General features: G+C 72.8%; 20 protein-coding genes. 12 read left to right on the top strand and 8 right to left on the bottom strand.

What is annotated here, in order from left to right:
• Window positions 1–99 precede the first annotated feature (99 nt).
• Window positions 100–2,013 carry an NlpC/P60 family protein gene (locus tag ACI79A_RS11115; RefSeq protein WP_457083009.1) on the top strand — a complete coding sequence of 638 codons (1,914 nt, stop codon included), beginning with the start codon at window positions 100–102 and terminating at the stop codon, window positions 2,011–2,013.
• Between the two features lie 27 nt (window positions 2,014–2,040).
• On the opposite strand, the gene ACI79A_RS11110 is transcribed toward ACI79A_RS11115, so the two are convergent.
• The 8 genes from ACI79A_RS11110 to ACI79A_RS11075 all read right to left on the bottom strand — a co-directional run bounded on the left by ACI79A_RS11110 (window position 2,041) and on the right by ACI79A_RS11075 (window position 8,516).
• On the bottom strand, window positions 2,041–2,799 hold the full coding sequence (locus ACI79A_RS11110) for a hypothetical protein (RefSeq protein WP_457083007.1): 759 nt from the start codon (window positions 2,797–2,799) through the stop codon (window positions 2,041–2,043).
• Window positions 2,796–3,143, bottom strand: a complete 348-nt coding sequence (locus tag ACI79A_RS11105) for a hypothetical protein (protein ID WP_457083005.1) — start codon at window positions 3,141–3,143, stop codon at window positions 2,796–2,798. The genes ACI79A_RS11110 and ACI79A_RS11105 overlap by 4 nt, the downstream gene beginning before the upstream one ends.
• Window positions 3,144–3,333: 190 nt before the next feature.
• A complete protein-coding gene (locus tag ACI79A_RS11100; protein WP_457083003.1) occupies window positions 3,334–4,461 on the bottom strand; it encodes a flagellar biosynthesis protein FliA in 1,128 nt (375 codons plus the stop codon).
• Window positions 4,462–4,577: 116 nt separating this feature from the next.
• A complete protein-coding gene (locus tag ACI79A_RS11095; protein ID WP_457083001.1) occupies window positions 4,578–5,147 on the bottom strand; it encodes a hypothetical protein in 570 nt (189 codons plus the stop codon).
• 137 nt (window positions 5,148–5,284) lie between these two features.
• A complete protein-coding gene (gene csrA, locus ACI79A_RS11090) occupies window positions 5,285–5,536 on the bottom strand; it encodes a carbon storage regulator CsrA (RefSeq protein WP_153361098.1) in 252 nt (83 codons plus the stop codon).
• A 133-nt stretch (window positions 5,537–5,669) separates the two neighbouring features.
• Window positions 5,670–6,575 carry a flagellar hook-associated protein FlgL gene (gene flgL / locus ACI79A_RS11085; protein WP_457082999.1) on the bottom strand — a complete coding sequence of 302 codons (906 nt, stop codon included), beginning with the start codon at window positions 6,573–6,575 and terminating at the stop codon, window positions 5,670–5,672.
• Window positions 6,576–6,579: 4 nt separating this feature from the next.
• A complete protein-coding gene (gene flgK / locus ACI79A_RS11080; RefSeq protein ID WP_457082997.1) occupies window positions 6,580–7,992 on the bottom strand; it encodes a flagellar hook-associated protein FlgK in 1,413 nt (470 codons plus the stop codon).
• Window positions 7,989–8,516 carry a flagellar protein FlgN gene (locus tag ACI79A_RS11075; RefSeq protein ID WP_457082995.1) on the bottom strand — a complete coding sequence of 176 codons (528 nt, stop codon included), beginning with the start codon at window positions 8,514–8,516 and terminating at the stop codon, window positions 7,989–7,991. Before ACI79A_RS11075 ends, flgK begins: the two co-directional genes overlap by 4 nt.
• 133 nt (window positions 8,517–8,649) lie before the next feature.
• On the opposite strand from ACI79A_RS11075, the gene ACI79A_RS11070 reads away from it, so the two are divergent.
• The 11 genes from ACI79A_RS11070 to fliF all read left to right on the top strand — a co-directional run bounded on the left by ACI79A_RS11070 (window position 8,650) and on the right by fliF (window position 18,534).
• On the top strand, window positions 8,650–9,654 hold the full coding sequence (locus ACI79A_RS11070) for a sigma-70 family RNA polymerase sigma factor (protein ID WP_457082993.1): 1,005 nt from the start codon (window positions 8,650–8,652) through the stop codon (window positions 9,652–9,654).
• A gap of 138 nt (window positions 9,655–9,792) precedes the next feature.
• Window positions 9,793–10,611 (top strand): flagellin N-terminal helical domain-containing protein, encoded by an 819-nt coding sequence (locus ACI79A_RS11065; RefSeq protein ID WP_457082991.1) that lies wholly within the window; start codon window positions 9,793–9,795, stop codon window positions 10,609–10,611.
• A gap of 132 nt (window positions 10,612–10,743) precedes the next feature.
• On the top strand, window positions 10,744–11,925 hold the full coding sequence (locus ACI79A_RS11060) for a flagellin N-terminal helical domain-containing protein (RefSeq protein WP_457082989.1): 1,182 nt from the start codon (window positions 10,744–10,746) through the stop codon (window positions 11,923–11,925).
• Window positions 11,926–12,149: 224 nt separating this feature from the next.
• On the top strand, window positions 12,150–13,337 hold the full coding sequence (locus ACI79A_RS11055) for a flagellin N-terminal helical domain-containing protein (RefSeq protein WP_457082987.1): 1,188 nt from the start codon (window positions 12,150–12,152) through the stop codon (window positions 13,335–13,337).
• Between the two features lie 109 nt (window positions 13,338–13,446).
• Complete coding sequence (gene fliD, locus ACI79A_RS11050; RefSeq protein WP_457082985.1) at window positions 13,447–14,808, top strand: flagellar filament capping protein FliD; 1,362 nt, start codon at window positions 13,447–13,449, stop codon at window positions 14,806–14,808.
• Between the two features lie 42 nt (window positions 14,809–14,850).
• The gene (fliS, locus tag ACI79A_RS11045) at window positions 14,851–15,237 is read left to right on the top strand and encodes a flagellar export chaperone FliS (RefSeq protein WP_457082983.1); all 387 of its coding nucleotides are present in this window, start codon (window positions 14,851–14,853) and stop codon (window positions 15,235–15,237) included.
• Window positions 15,234–15,620, top strand: coding sequence for a hypothetical protein (locus ACI79A_RS11040; RefSeq protein ID WP_457082981.1), 387 nt, complete (start codon window positions 15,234–15,236; stop codon window positions 15,618–15,620). Before fliS ends, ACI79A_RS11040 begins: the two co-directional genes overlap by 4 nt.
• A 265-nt stretch (window positions 15,621–15,885) precedes the next feature.
• Complete coding sequence (locus tag ACI79A_RS11035) at window positions 15,886–16,233, top strand: flagellar basal body rod protein FlgB (RefSeq protein WP_457082978.1); 348 nt, start codon at window positions 15,886–15,888, stop codon at window positions 16,231–16,233.
• A complete protein-coding gene (locus ACI79A_RS11030) occupies window positions 16,233–16,637 on the top strand; it encodes a flagellar basal body rod protein FlgC (RefSeq protein WP_457082976.1) in 405 nt (134 codons plus the stop codon). The genes ACI79A_RS11035 and ACI79A_RS11030 overlap by 1 nt, the downstream gene beginning before the upstream one ends.
• Before the next feature lie 2 nt (window positions 16,638–16,639).
• Entirely contained in the window at window positions 16,640–16,981 is a 342-nt protein-coding gene (locus ACI79A_RS11025) for a flagellar hook-basal body complex protein FliE (RefSeq protein ID WP_457082974.1), read from the top strand.
• A complete protein-coding gene (gene fliF, locus ACI79A_RS11020) occupies window positions 16,981–18,534 on the top strand; it encodes a flagellar basal-body MS-ring/collar protein FliF (protein WP_457082972.1) in 1,554 nt (517 codons plus the stop codon). Before ACI79A_RS11025 ends, fliF begins: the two co-directional genes overlap by 1 nt.
• The last annotated feature ends 102 nt before the right edge of the window (window positions 18,535–18,636 follow it).

The raw sequence follows: 18,636 nt of genomic DNA, 5'->3' as shown, positions 1-18,636 counted from the left end.
GAGGAACCTTCACCCCCTCCCGGGGGACGTCGATGGGATCAGGACACGGCTGCCACCCGGCAGCCCGACGATCCGGCCGACGACCCGAGGGAGCCCCCGGTGCCCGCACCGCGCGCGCAGTCCGCTGCGCCACGGACCCGCGCCCAGGCCCCTCGCCAGCGCCCGGCGACGGGCGCCCGCACCCCGGCCGGCCGCAGCCCCGCCCGGTCCGCCGCTCCCCGGCCCGGCTCGCCCCAGCGCCGGAACGGCGCCACCGGGCATCCCCGCACCGCGGGACGCCCCGCGTCGCGGCGCCGGCCGGCCAGGAAGCGCCCGACCGGCTCGACCGGGCACCTGCGCCTGTGGTTGCGCCGGCTCGGCGTCATCACCGGGGCGACCGTCGCGATCGTCGCACTGATGGGCTCGGTGGCCCAGCCGCCGACCGAGGCCGGCCAGGTCACCGACCCGGGCCAGGCCGGCGTCACCGCGACCGCGCTCGCCGACGCGGCGGCCCGCTACCGGGCCGCCGCCGAGACGGCCGCGCGCCACGGCGCGCAGGCGCAGCAGGCCCGCGACGCCGGCGCCGCCGCGCAGGCCGAGGTCGCCGCCGACCGGGTCGCCGTGGGCGAGATCGCCGTCGCCGCCTACCAGCGCAGCGCGGAGGAGCGCTGGCCGCTCGCCCAGCTCTCGCTGCACTCCCCCCGGACCACCGGCGACGTGCTGCACGCCCAGGGCCTCGCCGAGCAGCTCACCGACGCCCAGGACGCCCGGGTGGCCCGTGTCGCCCGGGCCGCCGTGCACGCCGCGGAGTTCACCGACGACGCCACCGCCGCCGAGGCGCGCGCCGACGAGGCGCGGCAGGACGCCGCCGAGGTGCTCGCCGAGGTGCGGGACCTGGTCGCCCACCTGGACCCGCTCGCCGCCGCCACCTGGGCCGGCTCCGCCGCCACCCCGGTCGGCCCCGCCCAGGCGGCCGACAACGCCGCCGCCCTGGCCGGCTGGCAGGACTACCTCACCCGGCTCGCGGTCGCGGGCATCACGCCGCCGGCAGCCGCCGAGCTGGCCGCGCCCGAGTCGCTGCCGACCGGCCTGGCCGCCGTCCGGGACGCCGCCGGCACGCCGGTGCCCGGCATCGCCCTGACCTACGCCGCGGGCGCGACGATCACCGTGCTGCCCGCCGAGACCGTCGCCGCGGTCAGCGCCGGCTTCGCCCTGCTGGGCCGGCCGTACCTGCCCGGCCGCAGCGGTCCCGACGGGTTCGACTGCGGCGGCTTCACCTCCGCCGTCTGGGCGCACGGCGGCTTCGGCCTGCCCGTCGGCCTGGCCGGCCAGTGGGCACAGGGCACGCCCGTGCCCGAGGGGCAGCTGCAGGTCGGCGACCTGGTGTTCAGCACCGCCGGCGGCACCACGCTGGACGACGTCGGCATCTACGTCGGCGGCCGCAGCGTGCTGTCCGCCTCCGCCGACCGCTGGCAGGTCGCGGTGCGCGAGGTGCCCGACCTGCGCGCCGCCGTCCGCGTGACCGTGCCGGCCGGCACGCCGACGCCGCTGCCGGTCGCGGCCGCCGCCCCGGCCACCTGCACCGCCCCGGTGCCCGCGCCGGGCAGTGACCGGGCACCGGTGAGCGGCGCCTGGGGTGGCTTCGCCAACGGCGAGATCCCCCGCGACCAGCTCTGCTCGATCGGGTACCCGCACCGGCTGCGCTGCGACGCGGCGGCCGCCTACTCGGCGATGTCCGCGGCGTACCAGGCCGCCTTCGGCGCACCGCTGTGCATCACCGACTCCTACCGGTCGCTGGGCGCGCAGGTCGACGCCCACCACCGCAAGCCGAGGATCACCGCGATCCCGGGCACCTCCAACCACGGCTGGGCCCTGGCGGTCGACCTCTGCGGCGGGATCAACGTCTTCGGCACCGTGCAGACCGCCTGGATGCAGGCGAACGCCGGTCGCTGGGGCTGGGTGCACCCCGACTGGGCGCAGGCCGACGGCAGCAACCCCGAGCCCTGGCACTGGGAGTACGGCAGCCTGACCTGAGCTCCGGCGTCCGGGAGGACGGGGCGGTCAGGTCCAGCCGAGGTCGGCGACGCGCCGCCAGGGCAGGATGACGCTCTGGTCGGCCGCCTCGGCCACCAGCCGGCGGGCGACGCCGCCCTCCGCGCACGCGACCGGGCGCCGCGGCGTCACGACCACGTGCACGTCGTGCATCCGCAGGCCACGCTCGGCCATCTCACCCAGCAGCCGTTCGGGGTCGACGAGGACCGCCGAGTCGGCGCCGGGGACGCTCGTGGTCGTCCACAGGCCGACCGGGCCCTCGATCCGCAGCGCCGCCTCCACCGCGACCGACCGGTCCCAGGCCGCGGCGCGGGTGCGGTGCACGTCGGGCAGCGAGGCGCTCCGGGACGGGCGCCAGGGCACCAGCAGGCCGGCCCGCCGGACCACCACCCGCCAGCCCAGCATCTCGCCGCGGCCCTCGGCCCAGTCGAGCACGGCGACCCCGGCCGCGGCAGCCACCGGGTCGGGCACCGGCCGGTGGTCCAGCCAGGCCCGCAGCCCGGCCAGGACGGCGTGCGGGGTGCTGTCGATGCGCGCCCGGGTCATCTGCTCGGCGAGGTCCCCGAGCAGCGCCCGGCTGACCCGGCCGGCCTCCTCGACGACCAGCAGCGCACCCCGTGGCCCGTCGGCCACCGACAGCCGCAGCCCGGGCAGCTCGTGGGTCCCGGCCAGGTGGTCCACGGCGTCCCGGACGTCGTCGACGTCCACCTCGGTGCGCACCAGCCGGCGCAGCAGCCCGGCCGGGGAGCCGAAGGGCGAGTCGGTCACCGGCTGCGTCCCCCGGTCAGCGCCGCCCGGGCGACCGGGCCGAGGCCGGTCAGCGACAGCACGCTGGCCAGCTCCACGGCGCTGAGCCGGACCGGGACGACGTCGTCCCCCCAGCCGGTGGCGCTGCGGACCCGCGCCACCGAGGCCGGCCAGACCAGCTCGCGGGCGGCCGCCACGTGCAGCTCGGTGAGCACGTCCCCGAGGTGGACGGCCGCCACGGGGTGCACCGGAGCCCCGTCCAGAGCGGTCTGGACCGCCCGCTCGACCTCGCTGCGATCTGCGGCGTCGAGCCAGTGCGGCACGAGGACGGGCTGCCGGGTGTCCTCGGCCGGCGGGACGCTCACCAGCCGCTCTTCCCGGGGCTCCCGCGGGTGGCGGGAGCGGTCGGGGGCGGTCACGAGAGGGATATCGGCAGGTCGGCGGCCAGGTGGACCCGTAGCCGGCCGTTTTCCGCCGTCCGTGCGGGCCCGGAACGCCGACCGCCCGGTCACCCCGGGTCGGGGTGCCGGGCGGTCGCCGGTCAGTGCGGTGGGGTCAGCCGCCGAGCTCGGTCAGCCGGGTCTTGAGGGCCTTCTCCGCGCGGTCGGCGTGCACGTTCATGTTGCGCACCGAGGTGCCCAGGTCCGCCGAGAGCTGGGTCTTCGTCTTGCCACCCCAGGTGGTCAGGTACCAGGTGGCCCAGCCCAGCACGTTGGGCTGGGCGGCGCGCTGGTCGCGACGCGCGGTGGGATCCGGGGCGCAAGCCGCCGTGAGCGCGTGCGAGAGCAGCGTCTGCTCCGCCTCGCTCATGATCTCGTCGGGGACCTCGGCGCCGTCGGGCAGCACGTACTCCACGGCGTCCGCACCGCCGTCCAGCGACTGGAGGTTGCGCAGCCCGGTGAGCGTGGCGACGGTCTGGGAGTTGCGGCGCAGGGTGGCGACGCTCTGCCCCATGTAGGCGGCGAGCTCCTTCTCGCTGGGCCGGCGCTGGTGCTCGGCGGTGAAGGCGGCGACCGCCTTCTGCTGCTTGTTCTCGGTGTCCGCGGCGGTGCGCCCGTAGGCGTTGCGGCCCAGGTCGTGCACCCACTTGGACAGCTGGGTGGCCAGGTAGGCGCCGAACGGCACCGACTTGGTCTCGTCGTAGGTGGACACCGCCTTGAGCACCCACTCGGCGACCTGCTGGTCGATGTCGTCGTTGTCCGGCAGGTGCAGCCGGATGGTGCTCATGTTCCGCTGCAGGCGCTTGAGGCTGACCCGGCAGTAGTGCCGGCACAGGTCGGCGAGGAAGGCCGGCGGCAGGTCCCGGGGGGCGCGGCGGCGGACGCCGGCCTCCGGGCGCAGCCCGACGGTGGCGATCCCCTCCCCGGCGCACCAGCCGCGGACCAGGGTGGCCAGCGCCTCCCCCGTGCCCGGCCGGCCGTCGACCCGGTAGAGGCCCTCCCCCTCGTCGTAGCTCACCTCGACGCCGGCGGGCAGGGCTGCCCGGAAGTCGGTCAGCGACAGCTCCCGGTCGGTGCGGAAGTGCACCCGGTCGCGGGGGGTGATGGGCGCGAGCGCCCAGCCCTCGGCCTCGGCCAGTCCGCCGAAGACCAGCGGTTCGCGGACGCGGCCGCGGTCGTCGTCGGCCGCGGGGGTGGTGTCGGCGGGTGAGGTGTCGGCGGGGGTGGTGGTGTGCTGGGGCACCGGGTCCTCCTGAGGGGAAGTGCAGGTGGGCGGGGTGACGAGGGGGCCGGAGGCCGACGGCGAGGCGGCGAAGCGGCGAAGCGGCGAAGCGGCGAAGCGCGGCCCGACGACCGGGCTCAGGCCGGGACGGGGATGCCGCGGAAGCCGGCGACCGCCGCACCCGCGACCGAGGACGGGGTGCGAGGGGTGGGGATGCGGGGCATCGGCGAGCGGGGCGCGGGGGTCCGCGCTCCGCCGACGGCGTCGAGCACGCCGGCCGCGGCGACCCGCTCGGCCTCGCTCGGCTCACCGACGTAGACCGGCATGAAGTCGTACAGGTCGGTGAACAGCGCGTCGACGAAGGCGTAGGCCGCCTGCGCCTCGGTGGAGAACCGGGCGATCTGGTCGCGCGGCCCCAGCTCGACGCCGACCGTCACCCGCACCGCACGGGCGTCACCGGACAGGCCGGTCAGGGCGAAGGCGACCGCCTCGTGCCGTGCGGCCAGCTCGGTGAGCGCGGCGAGGCAGCGACGGGTGGCCGAGCGCCGCGGACGCAGCTGCACGTGCACCACGACGGTGTCGGACCACGCGGCGTCCGGGCACTCGAGGTGCTCGTCACCGGCCGGGCGGTGCTGCTCGGCGGCAGTGCTGTCGGCGAGCAGGTCGACCGCCTCGACCGTGCTCATGGTGCGTGCGCTGAGTGCCATCTTGGTCTCCCCCTGTAGCTGGCGCGGTAGGGGAAGGCTTGCGCACGATCCGAGTCACCAACGGCAAGACTCGCCGCCCTGTGACTACTGAGACGGACGAGTCGAGCGGTTATTGGGCCGATATGACCAGGTCGTTGTCACTTCTTGCTCGATGCCTGTTCGGACTCTGGCGCGAATGCTGCCAAAGCGCCCAGCGCATCGGCGGCCACCTCGGCAGCCAGGGCGTTGGCCTCGGCGATCTGCCGGTAGACCTCCTCGCGGTGGATCGCCACCTCGCGGGGGGCCTTGAAGCCCAGCCGCACGGTGCCGCCGCGGACCTCGACGACGTAGACCTCGATGTCCTCGCCGATGCGGATGCTCTCGCCGACGCTGCGGGTGAGTGTGAGCATGTCGTTGACCCCTCCATGGGTGTGGTGCCATCCGTGGCTCGCCCCGCGGTGCGGGGCGGGACGCCGCCGCGCGGCGCCCTGCACTTCCCTTCTCGGCAGGTCGGGCACCGGTACGGCACCCGACCGCCCCTGATCAGCGCAGGAAGTCCAGCAACGAGGGCTGGATCGCCTTCGCGGTGGCGGACAGCGCCGCCTCGTAACCGGTCTGCTGCATCTGCAGGTTCATGATGGTCTTGGCCAGGTCGATGTTCTCGATGTCGGCCGAGCGGCTGGTCAGCGACAGCTGCAGGTCGGTGTTGACCTGCTTGGCGGTCTCCAGCCGTGAGGTGCGCGTCCCGATGTCCGCGGTGACCTTGAGCATGTCCCTGAGCGCCCCGTCGAGGGCGGCCAGGTGGCCCTCCAGCGCCGCCGGGTCCGGCCCGACGTCACGGGCGATGTCCCCGATGATCGTGAACAGGTCGCGTTGCCCCGTCGCGGGATCGGTCACGCCGAACGCCTCCGGCCCGGTGATGTCGATGCGGATGACGTCGGCGTCGGAGACCTGCCGGTTGATCGGGGTCTCCCCGCCCCCGTTGCCGACGTAGGTGCCGGTGGTGACGTCGTACGCGGTGGTCCCGGCGGTGATCCCGCCGAAGATGGGCCGGTTCTGCACGGTGCGGTTGGCGAGGCCCAGCAGGCTCTCCCGGATGCCGGCGACCTCCGTGGCGATCGCTGCCCGTGAGCTCTCCGAGCTGGCGCCGTCGTTGAGCCCCTTGACGGTCAGGTCCCGGACCTTCTGCACCTGCGCAATCATGTTCTGCAGGGTGGAGTCGGTGGCGTCCAGGAAGCCCATGCCGTCGGTGATGTTGCGGGCGTGCTGGGTCGCGGTCGCGAGCTCCTGCCGCGCGATGATCGCGGCGTTGGTGCCGGCCGGGTCGTCCGAGGGCTTGTTGATCGCCTTGCCGGAGGTCAGCTGCTGCTGCAGCTTCTGGATGGCGTCCATGTTCCGGTTCAGCCCCTGGAGGCTGGTCGTGACGACCGCCTTGTGCGTGATCCTCATCGGGTCACAGCCCCACGCGGCCGGTGCGGTTGATCAGCACGTCGAGCGTCTCGTCGATCGCGGTGATCATGCGGGCCGCCGCCGAGTAGGCGTGCTGGAAGCGGAGCATGTTCGTCATCTCCTCGTCGAGGTTCACCCCGGAGACCGACTCCCGGGAGGCGTCCACCTGGCTGGCGACCACCGTCTGGGTCTTCAGGTTGCCGGTGGCCACCGACGCCTCCACGCCCAGCTTCACGATCAGCTGCCGGTAGCCGACCGCCGTACCGTCCGCCGAGTTCTGCAGCCTGGCGATGGCCATGGCGTTGCGGTTGTCCGTGCTCGGCGTGCCCTCCGTGCCCAGGTCCGCTGCGGCGAGCCGGTCGGTGCTGGTGATCGCGAGGCGGAGCGTCGCGGCCGTGATGCCGGTCGTGGCGCCCGCGCCGTCGTCGAACAGGGCACCGCCGCGGGCGCCGGTCTTGTCGACACCGGTGGTGTGCGCCGCGTTGAACTCGTCGGCCAGCTTCTGGGCGACGCCGTCCAGCCGCTCGCGGTAGGCGGGGATCGTGTCGCGCAGCGCGGTGAGCTGTCCGCCGGCGGTCCCGCCCGCGTGCAGCGTCGTGCCACCGGGGTCGGTGACCAGCCGCGGGGGCGTCGTCGTCGCCTCCAGCGGGTCCGCGGTGCCGACGACCCGCACGCCGGTGGAGGAGCTCCCGGAGATGAGGGTCGCCCCGCCCACCGCGACGTCGACGGTGCCGAAGTCGCCCTTCGAGGAGGTCGCGCCGATCGACTGGGACAGCTGCAGCACCAGGGCGTCCCGCTTGTCGGCCAGCTCGTTGCTCGGCAACCCGGACTGGGTGGCCTTCTTGATCGCGGTGTTGAGCTCGGCCACCTGCGCGATGGTGGTGTTGACGTCGTCGGCCAGCACGTCGAGCGCGCCCCGGGTCTGCGTCCAGGCCTTGTCCAGGGCGGCGTCGGTGGTGTGGAACTCGGCGACCAGGGTGGCGGTCTTCTGCAGCACCGCGGTCCGGGCGCCGTCCTCGGTCGGGTTGCTCGCCAGGTCGCCCCACGACCTGAACACGTCGGTGAGCTTGGCCTGGATGCCGGTCTCGCCCGGCTCCCGGAACGCCTGCTCGATCTGCGCCAGGGTGGTGTCGTGCACGGCCATCGAGGCGGTCTTGCCACTCTCGGCCTGGGCGCGGGCCTCGAGGAAGGCGTCCCGGATGCGGATCACCGTGTCGGCGTTGACGCCCTGGCCGACGTCCTTGCTGACCGACCAGATCGCCGGCACCGGGTTGCCGCCCACCGACTGCAGCTCCGCGCGCTGGCGGCTGTAGCCCTCGGTGTTGACGTTGGCGATGTTCTGGCCGGTGACGTCCAGGCCGCGCTGCTGCGCCCACAGCGCCGACGTCGCGGTGTTGAGTCCCGAGAACGTGCTCACATCGCACCGTCCAGGGTCACCGAGCGGTAGGCGTTGCCCGCGGTGCGGCCGTTCTGGGTGTACGTCCCGGACTGCGTCCCGGTGCGGGAGGACAGCAGCGCGTCGCCGATCACCGACAACCCACTCTCGATCAGCTCCTTGTTCGCGTCGGAGAGGCTGCGCAGCTCGGTGACGAGCGTCAGCAGCGCCTCGTGGTGCTTGGCGTAGAGGTCGTTCCACGGCGCCGGCGCGGAGTCGGCCAGCTGGCGCAGGGAGGGGTTGGCCTCCAGCCCCAGCCGCCCGGCGATCTGCTCGGTCGCCGCAGCGCGCTCCACCTCGAGGGTGCGCAGCTGCTCCAGGACGACCTCGATCTCGTGGGCGATGCGGGGCAGCCAGCGGCTCTTCCCCGTGAGGATCAGGTACTGCTTCTCCTCCGCCTTGAACAGCAGCAGGTCCAGGAGCTCGTGCTCCCGCCACAGCAACGTCGACAGGTGCTGGTGGTCCATGCCGGCCGCCTTCCTCGTCGTCGTGTCCGTCTGCGGCACGCGCCCGGGCGGGGCGTGCCGACGCCACTCCCATCGGCACGGCCCGGCGCGCGGTCAAGCCGAGCAGCACGGCCGCACAGAAATCCGTGCGCACCCGGTCCCGGACCGGCTCCGGTCCGCCGAGAGAGACGACGTGACCGCAGCCAGCCCCACCCCCGTCACCGGGGGCGAACGCCGACACCCCGACGTCGACGCACTGGTGACCACCCATCTGCCGCTGACGCACTTCGCGGTGAACGCGGTGGCCTCGCGCATCTCCCTGCCCAGCCACGTCAGCCGCGAGGACCTGCAGGCCTGCGCCCGCGTGGCGCTGGTCGAGGTGGCCCGCCGGTTCGACCCGACGGCCGGCGCCACCTTCGCCACCTACGCGCTGCCCCGGCTGCAGGGCGCCGTCCTCGACGAGCTTCGCTCCGGGGACTGGGCCAGCCGCTCGGTCCGGGCCGCCGCCCGGCGCACCGACGCCGCTGCGGACGCGCTCACCATGAGCCTCGGCCGGCCACCGACGCGCGCGGAGCTCGCAGCCAGCCTGGGCGTCGGCCGCGCCGAGCTGGACTCGCTGCAGGTCGACGTGCACCGCGCCGTGATGGTGAGCATCGACGCCGAGACCGGTGGCGACGGCACCTCCCTGGACCTGCCCGACACCGGCGACTCCCCCGAGCGGGCGCTGCTGCGCGCCGAGCGGGGCCGGCACCTGCACGAGGCGATCCGCGCGCTGCCCGACCGCCTCGACGAGGTCGTCGAGCGGAACTTCTTCGGCGACGAGTCGCTGACCGACATCGCCGACTCGCTGGGTGTGACGCTCTCCCGGGTCTCCCAGATGCGTGCCCGCGCGCTGACCCTGCTGCACGCCGCGATGAGCGAGATCTGGGACGACACGCCCGTACCGGCCGACGGCGGGGTGCGCGCCCGCAACCAGCAGCGCGCCTACGTCGACCGCGTCGCCGCAGCCCAGGCCGCCGGGCGGAACGTGGTCCGGCCGCCGGTCCCCGCACCGCGGCCCACCGCTCCCCCGGCGACCCCGGCCCGGGTGCCCGCGCCGGCCGCCCCGCCGGCCCACGCACCGGTGCCCGCCGCCCGGGTGCGCCAGCGGTACGGGTGGCAGGCGCCCGAGCACGAGCCGACCGCCCAGCCGGCCTGATCCGCGGCGGCCGAGTCACAGCCGCACCAAGGACCTCACCCGTTTCGGGTCAACACCGGACCGGGCGGACCGTAGGAGAGGAGGCCCACCGCACCCTGCGGTGGGCCTCCTCGCCGCGCTCGGTCCCCGGAGGGTCCCTTGAGCCTCGTCGTCAACGGCAACATCCCCGGGCTGAACGCCCATCGCGCCCTGTCGGTCGCCGACCGGCAACTGGTCACCTCCGTGGAGCGGCTGTCCTCCGGCCAGCGGATCAACCGAGCCGCCGACGACGCCGCCAGCCTCGGGATCTCCGAGGGCCTGCGCACCCAGATCGGCGGCCTCAAGGTCGCGTTGCGGAACACCCAGGACGGCATCTCGGTGCTGCGGACCGCCGAGGGTGCGCTCACCGAGAGCCAGTCGATCCTGCACCGGATGCGGGACCTCGCCGTCCAGGCGGCGAACGCCGGCGGCGTGGACGACGCGGCCCGGGCGAACGTCCAGACCGAGATCGGGCAGCTGACCGCCGAGCTCGACCGGATCGCCGGCACGACCTCCTTCAACGGCAGGACGTTGCTGGACGGCAGCTACCGGACGGTGTTCCAGGTCGGGGCCGACGTGGGTCACACGATCTCCGTGGACCTCGGCTCCTCCGTGTCCGCCGCCGGCCTGGGGGTGTCCGGGGTGGACGTGACGGCCGGCGGCGCACCGGACGCGATCGCGGTGATCGACGCGGCGATCGGTCAGGTGTCGACCGTCCGCGCCGGGCTGGGCGCGGTGCAGAACCGGTTCGAGCACAACATCGCCAAGCTCGGGGTGGCGATCGACAACACCGCGGCATCGGAGAGCCGCATCCGCGACGCCGACCTCGCCGCGGAGACGACCGCCCTGAGCCGGACGTCGATCCTGACCCAGGCCGGCACCGCGATGCTCGCCCAGGCCAACCAGAGCGCCCGCGGGGTGCTGCAGCTGCTGAGCTGACCGGACCGGTCACCCACCCGATGGGGGGACACCGCCGGCCGGGCCTCAAGGACCCACCGGGCCGGTCCGTTGACAGGGGAGCAACGACCGCGGCACGGATGCCGCGGCCACCCCGTCAAGGAGGAGCCCCTCATGGGTCTGACCGTGAACAACAACATCGCGGCGCTGAACTCGTACCGCAACCTGTCGGTCACCGACAGCCAGATGAGCAAGTCGCTGGAGAAGCTCTCCTCCGGCTTCCGCATCAACCGCGCCGCCGACGACGCAGCGGGCCTGGCCATCTCCGAGGGCCTCCGCTCGCAGATCGGTGGCGTAAAGGTCGCCGTCCGCAACACCCAGGACGGCATCTCGGTCGTGCAGACCGCGGAAGGTGCGCTCACCGAGACGCACAAGATCCTGCAGCGCATGCGCGACCTGTCCGTCCAGGCCTCCAACGAGGGCTCCCTGAACGGCGACGCCAAGAAGAACATCCAGTCCGAGATCGGCCAGCTCAAGTCCGAGCTGGACCGCATCGCGTCCACGACCAACTTCAACGGCAAGAGCCTGCTGGACGGCAAGTACAACACCAGCTTCCAGGTCGGTGCCAACGCCGGGGAGACCATCGGCGTCAGCATCGGCACCAACATGGGCGCCCAGGGCCTCGGGGTCGAGGGCGTCGACGTGTCGGCGCCTGCCACCGGCGGCACCGCCGTCGTCGGCACGCCGACCGCGGCTGCTGACGGGACTCCCTCGAACGTCACCCTCAGCAACGCCGCCCTCGACGCCGAAGGGTTCGACGCCCTCAACGGGTCGATCTCCTACAACGGCAAGAGCCTCGACCTGGCCTCGGTGAAGTACGGCCAGGATGACAACGCCACCACCCGGCTCGCCACGCTGAACACCGCCCTGACCGCGACCTTCGGCAAGAACGCCGATGGCACCAGTGCGGTCTCCGCCGCCAACGGCACGGGGCTGGTCATCACCGGCACCGACCCCGGCACCGACCCGACCGCCCAGCAGCTGGCCGACGCGACGGTGACCTTCACCGCCGCCTCGGGCGCCTCGGTCGCCATCGGCAAGATCGACGACGCCATCAAGACGGTCTCCACCACCCGCGCCGACCTGGGTGCCATCCAGAACCGGTTCGAGCACACGGTCAACAACCTCAACGTCGCCGTCGAGAACCTGACCGCGTCGGAGAGCCGGATCCGCGACACGGACATGGCCTCGGAGATGACCAACTTCACCCGCGCCCAGATCCTGACCCAGGCCGGCACCGCGATGCTGGCCCAGGCCAACCAGGCGCCGCAGGGGATCCTGCGTCTGCTGGGCTGATCCACCCGCACTTCCTGAGCAGCACCCAGTGAGGGGGGAGCCCCGGCCTCCCCCCTCACTGCTGCGCCGACCGTCGGCGCGCCCGCTCGGGCCCTCCTGAGGCCTTCGGAAGTTCGTTCCCGTTTCAGGTCAAGACCGGCTCGGCACCCGCCGATCCTGGCAGTGCAACACCCCGCAGCACGGATGCAGCGGAATCCTGAAACCCACGTCCACGGAGGAACATCATGGGTCTGAGCGTCAACAACAACATCGCGGCGATGAACTCGTACCGCAACCTGTCGGTCACCGACAGCCAGATGAGCAAGTCGCTGGAGAAGCTCTCCTCCGGCTTCCGCATCAACCGCGCCGCCGACGACGCAGCGGGTCTGGCCATCTCCGAGGGCCTCCGCTCGCAGATCGGTGGCCTGAAGGTCGCCGTCCGCAACACCCAGGACGGCATCTCGGTCGTGCAGACCGCTGAAGGTGCGCTCACCGAGACGCACAAGATCCTGCAGCGCATGCGCGACCTGTCCGTCCAGGCCTCCAACGAGGGCTCCCTGAACGGCGACGCCAAGAAGAACATCCAGTCCGAGATCGGGCAGCTCAAGTCCGAGCTGGACCGCATCGCGTCCACGACGAACTTCAACGGCAAGCAGCTCCTGGACGGCAACTACAACACCGCCTTCCAGGTCGGTGCCAACGCCGGGGAGACCATCGGCGTCAGCATCGGCACCGCCATGGGCGCCCAGGGCCTGGGCGTCGACGGCGTCGACGTCTCTGCGGCCTCCACCGGCGGGACCACCTCCTCGGGGGCGACGGCGGCGGCGGCCAACACGGAGTCGACCCTCACCATCGGGAATGCGGCCTTCACCACGGCCAGCTTCGCTGACCTGAACGGTTCGGTCTCCTACAACGGCAAGAGCCTGGACCTGGCCTCGATCAAGTTCGACGCCACCGCCGACACTGACGCAAGCGGCACCGTCGATGTCGCCGACCAGATCAAGCAGCTGCAGAACGCACTCGACTCGACGTTTGGCACCGGCACGGTGACCGCATCGAACGGCACCGGACTGGTCCTCACCGGCAGTGACCCGGGCGCCGCCCCGACCGCCCAGCAGCTGGCCGACGCGACGGTGTCCTTCACCGCCGCCTCGGGCGCCTCCGAGGCGATCGGCCTGATCGACGAGGCCATCAAGGCGGTCTCCACCACTCGCGCCGACCTGGGTGCCATCCAGAACCGGTTCGAGCACACGGTCAACAACCTCAACGTCGCCGTCGAGAACCTGTCGGCGTCGGAGAGCCGGATCCGCGACACGGACATGGCTCAGGAGATGACCAACTTCACCCGCACGCAGATCCTGACCCAGGCCGGCACCGCGATGCTGGCCCAGGCCAACCAGGCGCCGCAGGGCATCCTGAAGCTGCTGGGCTGATCCACCCGCACCACCTGAACACCCGGTGAGGGGGGAGGCCCTCGGGCCTCCCCCCTCACTGGTGCTCCACCCCTGATCCCCGAACGACGGAGGCACCGGCATGGCAGGCATGAGCGTGAGCACGGGCCTCATCTCGGGCATCGACTACAGCACCATGATCACCCAGCTGATGCAGGTCGAGGCGAACCCGCAGACGCTGCTCAAGCAGCAGCTGTCCGCCACGCAGGCCGACGCCGCCGCCTACCGCGCGGTCAACACCCGGTTCGACGCCCTGCGCACCGCCGCAGCCGCGCTCACCGCGGACACCGCCTGGACCACGACCAAGGCGAGCAGCTCGGACACCTCCGTGACCGCCTCCGCCTCGGCCGGCGCGGCCACCGGGTCGCTGAGCTTCACCGTCACGAGCCTGGCGGCCACCCACTCCGTCTACAGCAACGGCAGCTGGGCCACGGCCGACACCGCCCTGAACGCCAGCGGACCGACCACGCTCACGATCGGCGGGGTCGACGTCACGCTGACCGCCGGCCAGACGGTCAACGACGCCGTCAAGGCCATCAACGACTCCACCGCCGGGGTGACGGCCGTCGCGGTCAACACGGGCAACGGCGTCCGGCTCCAGCTCACGTCCAAGACATCGGGCGCCGGCGGCGTCTTCACCGTCTCCGGCGACGTCCCGGTCTCGACGCTCACCACCGGCACCGACGCGAAGCTCCGGGTCGGGGACGCGACCACCGGCTACGACGTGACGTCGTCGACGAACACGTTCACCGACGTGCTCCCCGGGACCACCTTCACGGTCAGCAAGAAGGACGCCGCGGCCACGGTCACGGTGGCCAAGGACCCGGACGCGACCGCCACCAAGGTGCAGAGCCTGGTCGACGCAGCCAACTCGCTGCTCTCGGCGGTCTCCTCCTACACCGACGCGGAGAGCACCTCGGCGGTCCTCAAGGGCGACAGCACGCTGCGCGGTCTCTCGACCCAGATCCTCAGCATCGTGTCCAGCGCCGTCGGCGGGAAGTCGGCGTCGACGGTCGGCATCGAGCTGACCCGCGACGGCCAGCTCACCTTCGACAAGGCCGCGTTCACCACTGCGCTGACCAGCGACCCGGCCGGGGTGAAGACGTTGCTCACCGAGAAGAAGATCGTCAGCGCCGGCACCGACGGGATCAGCGGCAACGCCGACGACGTCACCTCACCCGTCGGCTTCGCCGCCCAGCTCGAGGTGCTGGCCAAGGGCGCCAGCGACAGCACGACCGGGTCACTGGTGCTGCTCGCCAAGAGCGGGGACAACCTCGCCCGGGACCTCCAGGACCGGATCGCCGCCTGGGACGTCCGGCTCGAGCTGCGCAAGACGACGCTGACCCGGCAGTTCACCGCGATGGAGACCGCGCTGAGCACGATGCAGAACCAGGCGTCCTGGCTCACCTCGCAGATCGCCGGGCTGCCCTCCTGGTCCTCCTCCTCCAAGTAGTCCTGACCCCGCTGCCGCGTCTTCCCCTGGAGCCCCGAACCGATGAGCACCGCTTCCCTCCGCGCCCGCTACCTGGGCGACACGGTCACCACCGCTTCCCCGCAGCGGCTGCTCGTGATGCTGTACGACCGCCTCGCCCTGGACCTCGAGCGCGGTCAGACCGCCCTGGAGAACGGCGACCGGGAGGCGGCACAGGAGCAGTTGCAGCACGCCCAGGACGTCGTCTTCGGCCTGCTGGAGAGCCTGCAGGTCGACGCCTGGGAGGGTGCGCCCCGGCTGGCCGCGCTCTACAACTGGCTGATCGCCGAGCTCGGCCGGGCCGCCGTCAAGGGCGACCTGCGCCGCGTCGGGGACTGCCGCAAGGTCGTCGAGCCGTTGCGGGACGCCTGGCGGGAGGCCGCGGCCTCCCTCGCGTCCGCACCCGCATGATCGGCGACCGGGCGGGCGACGGCCCCGCCCGCAACCGGGTGGGGGACTTCCCCGCGCTGGTGGACGAGGCCCGCAACTGGCCCGCGGTGCTCGACGCGCTGGAAGGCGACGTGCAGGACGCCGAGGAGACCCTCGCGCGGGGCCGGGCCGAGGAGATCGCGGCCTGGGGGCGGCGGTCCACGGACTGGATCCCGCCGAGCAACCTGGGCCCGCTCCCGGACGACCTGCGGGAGCGCGCCGCCCGGCTGCTGCAGCACCAGCTGGCCGTCGCCGAGGCCCTCGTCGAGCGGATCACCCAGTCGCAGAAGCAGCGCGACGTCGCCGCCCGGATGAGCTATGCACCGTCACGCCCGGTCGCCTCCTTCATCGACCGGGCCCTCTGACCTCCACCACCCCACGCACCTCCCCCGTCCCCCGGGGCAGAAATGACCATTTCTGCCCCGGGGGACGTGTGCATTCTGTGACTGGAGTTGCACGATCGAGTGCACGTGGTCATCTCGGCCGCCGCGGCTGCCGATGACCCTGGTGCACGGAATGCACCACCCCGCCACGGATCGGCGACCCCTTCACGCGCGCAGGAGCCCCTGCCCGCGCGACCCGCCGTACCCGGAGGTATCTCGTGCTCCGTCGCTCCACGCTGGACGTCCGGTGATCACCGACTCGACCATGACGGCGCTGCACGCCTCGCTCACCGGCCTGCAGCAGCGCCAGCGGGTGACCGCCGACAACATCGCCAACCTCCAGACGCCGGGCTACCTCGCCGGCAGGGTGGACTTCGAGTCCACCCTGCGGACCGAGATCGCCAACGGAGAGGCCGCCCGGGTCGGGCAGGGCTCCGTGACCCGGTCGATGGACCCGACCCGGATGGACGGCAACAACGTCAACCTGGACACCGAGACGGTGATCGCCCAGGAGACCGGCCTGCGCTACCAGCTCGCGATCAACGCCCTCGACGGCAAGTACGCGCTGCTGCGCTCGGCCCTGCGGACGCAGTGATGAGTGTCTTCGACACCCTGCGCATCGGCGGTTCGTCGCTGTTCGTCCACCGCAAGTGGATGGACGCCGTCGCGGACAACATGGCCAACATCAACACCGTCCGCCCGGCCGGCGAGGACGCCTTCCAGGAACGCATGATCGTCGCCGAGGCCGTGCAGTACGGCTCCGGCGAGGGCGGCGTGCGGGTGGCCCGGACCGAACTCGGCAGCGCCGAGGGCCGGATGGTCTACGAGCCGGACAACCCGCTGGCCGACGGCGAGGGCTACGTCCGCTACCCCGACATCGACCTGGGCGAGCAGATGACCCAGCTGCTGATGGCCCAGCGCGGCTACCAGGCCAACCTGGCCACCATCGAACGCGCCACGTCGGCCTACCAGCAGGCCCTGCAGCTCGGGAAGGGCTGACCGTGACCTCCCCCATCGGACCGATCTCCTTCGGCATGCCCACCGCCGCGGCCACCGGTGTCCAGGAGCTGACCGGTACCGCCGGCATCGCCTCGACCGCCGCCGTCCCGTCGACCAACGGGGCCGGCGGGTTCGCCGCCGTCCTGACCGGTGCCGTGGACAACCTGCAGGCCGTGCAGTCGACCGCGGACTCCCTGGCCCTGCAGGCCGCCACCGGCGACCTGCAGGACGCCCACGACTACATGATCGCCAGCGCTGAGGCGCGGCTCGCCACCGACACCGTGGTGACGCTGAAGAACTCCGCGGTGGCCGCGTTCACCGAGATCATGAGGATGCAGATCTGATGCCCGCCGCCCTCGCCGGCCCGCTGGAGCGGGTCCGCTCGATGCTGACGACGATCAGCCTCGGCCAGAAGATCGTCATCGGTCTGCTGCTGGCCGGGCTGCTCCTCGGCGGCTTCTTCTTCACCCGCTGGATCACCGCGCCCACCATGTCGCCGTTGTTCAGCAACCTCTCCTCCACCGACGCCTCGGCGATCGTCGAGGAGCTGAACGCCCAGGGCGCGGCCTACCAGCTCGCAGACGGCGGTCAGACGATCATGGTGGCGCAGGACAAGGTGTACGACCTGCGGCTGGCGATGAGCGGCCAGGGCCTGCCGGCCGGGAACGAGACCGGCTACGCGCTGCTGGACGAGCAGGGCATCACCACCAGCGAGTTCCAGCAGCAGATCTCCTACCAGCGCGCGCTGGAGGGCGAGCTGTCCAGCACGCTGAAGTCGATCAGCGGCGTGCGGACCGCGGTGGTGCACGTGGCGCTGCCCAAGGACGAGGTGTTCGCCACCGACGAGGGCGAGCCGACCGCCTCGGTGCTGCTGGACCTCAAGCCCGGCACCTCCCTGTCCGGCGAGCAGATCCAGGCGGTCACCCACCTGGTCTCCTCCAGCGTCCAGGGCATGGCCCCGGAGGGCGTGACCGTCGCCGACTCGAACGGCGCGGTGCTCTCCGCCGCCGGCGAGGTCACCGGCGCCGGGGGCGACGCCCGCACCGAGATGGAGCAGACCTACGAGGCCCGGCTGGCCGACAACGCCCAGCAGATCCTCAACACCGTCGCCGGCCCCGGCAAGGCCGTGGTGAAGGTCCGCGCCGACCTGGACTTCTCCAAGCGGGACACCACCACCGAGAGCTACCAGTACAACGAGGGCACCCCGGCGCTGTCGGAGTCGACCACCACGGAGAACTACACCGGGACGGGCGGGGCCGTCGGTGGCGTGCTCGGCGCCGAGGACCTCGCGGTCAACGGCCAGGGCGAGTCGACGTACGAGAAGGAGTCGACCACCTCGAACAACGCCGTGGACAAGACGGTGGAGACCATCACCGGGGCCCCTGGCACGGTCAACCGGCTCACCGTCTCGGTGGTCATGGACGCCGGCATCGCCGCCGACCAGGCCGCAATCCAGCAGCTGGTCGGCAACGCCGTCGGTCTCGACGTCGCCCGCGGTGACGCCATCACCGTCGCTGCGATGCCGTTCGACACCACGGCCGCCGACCAGGCGGCCGCGGACCTCGCCGCCGCGGAGGAGGCCGAGAAGACCGCCGCCATGTGGTCGATGATCAAGACCGGCGGCATCGCGCTGGGCATCGCCCTCCTGGTGCTCGTCGTCTGGCTCCGCTCCCGCCGCAACCGCGAGGAGTACGAGGAGTTCGACGACGAGGTGGACGCGCTGGAGCAGGCGCGGATCCAGGTCGAGAGCATCCGCGACCCCGAGCTCGACGACCAGCAGGCCCGGCTGGAGTCCGCGCAGCGGGAGAAGGTCCGCGGCGAGATCTCGGAGATGGTCAGCGAGCGCCCGGACGAGGTCGCCACCATGCTGCGCGGCTGGTTCGCCGAGTCCAAGTGACCCACCTCCCGGGGCCCCGCGCCCACCCCCCGGGCCCCGGGCGGCCCCAGGTCCGGGCGGCCGGGGGGGGCCACCGGGCGCCGGGGGGGCGCTGTCACGGCG

This window comes from Modestobacter sp. SYSU DS0657 (assembly GCF_054050925.1).
This window is presented reverse-complemented; position numbering and strand designations above follow the sequence as displayed.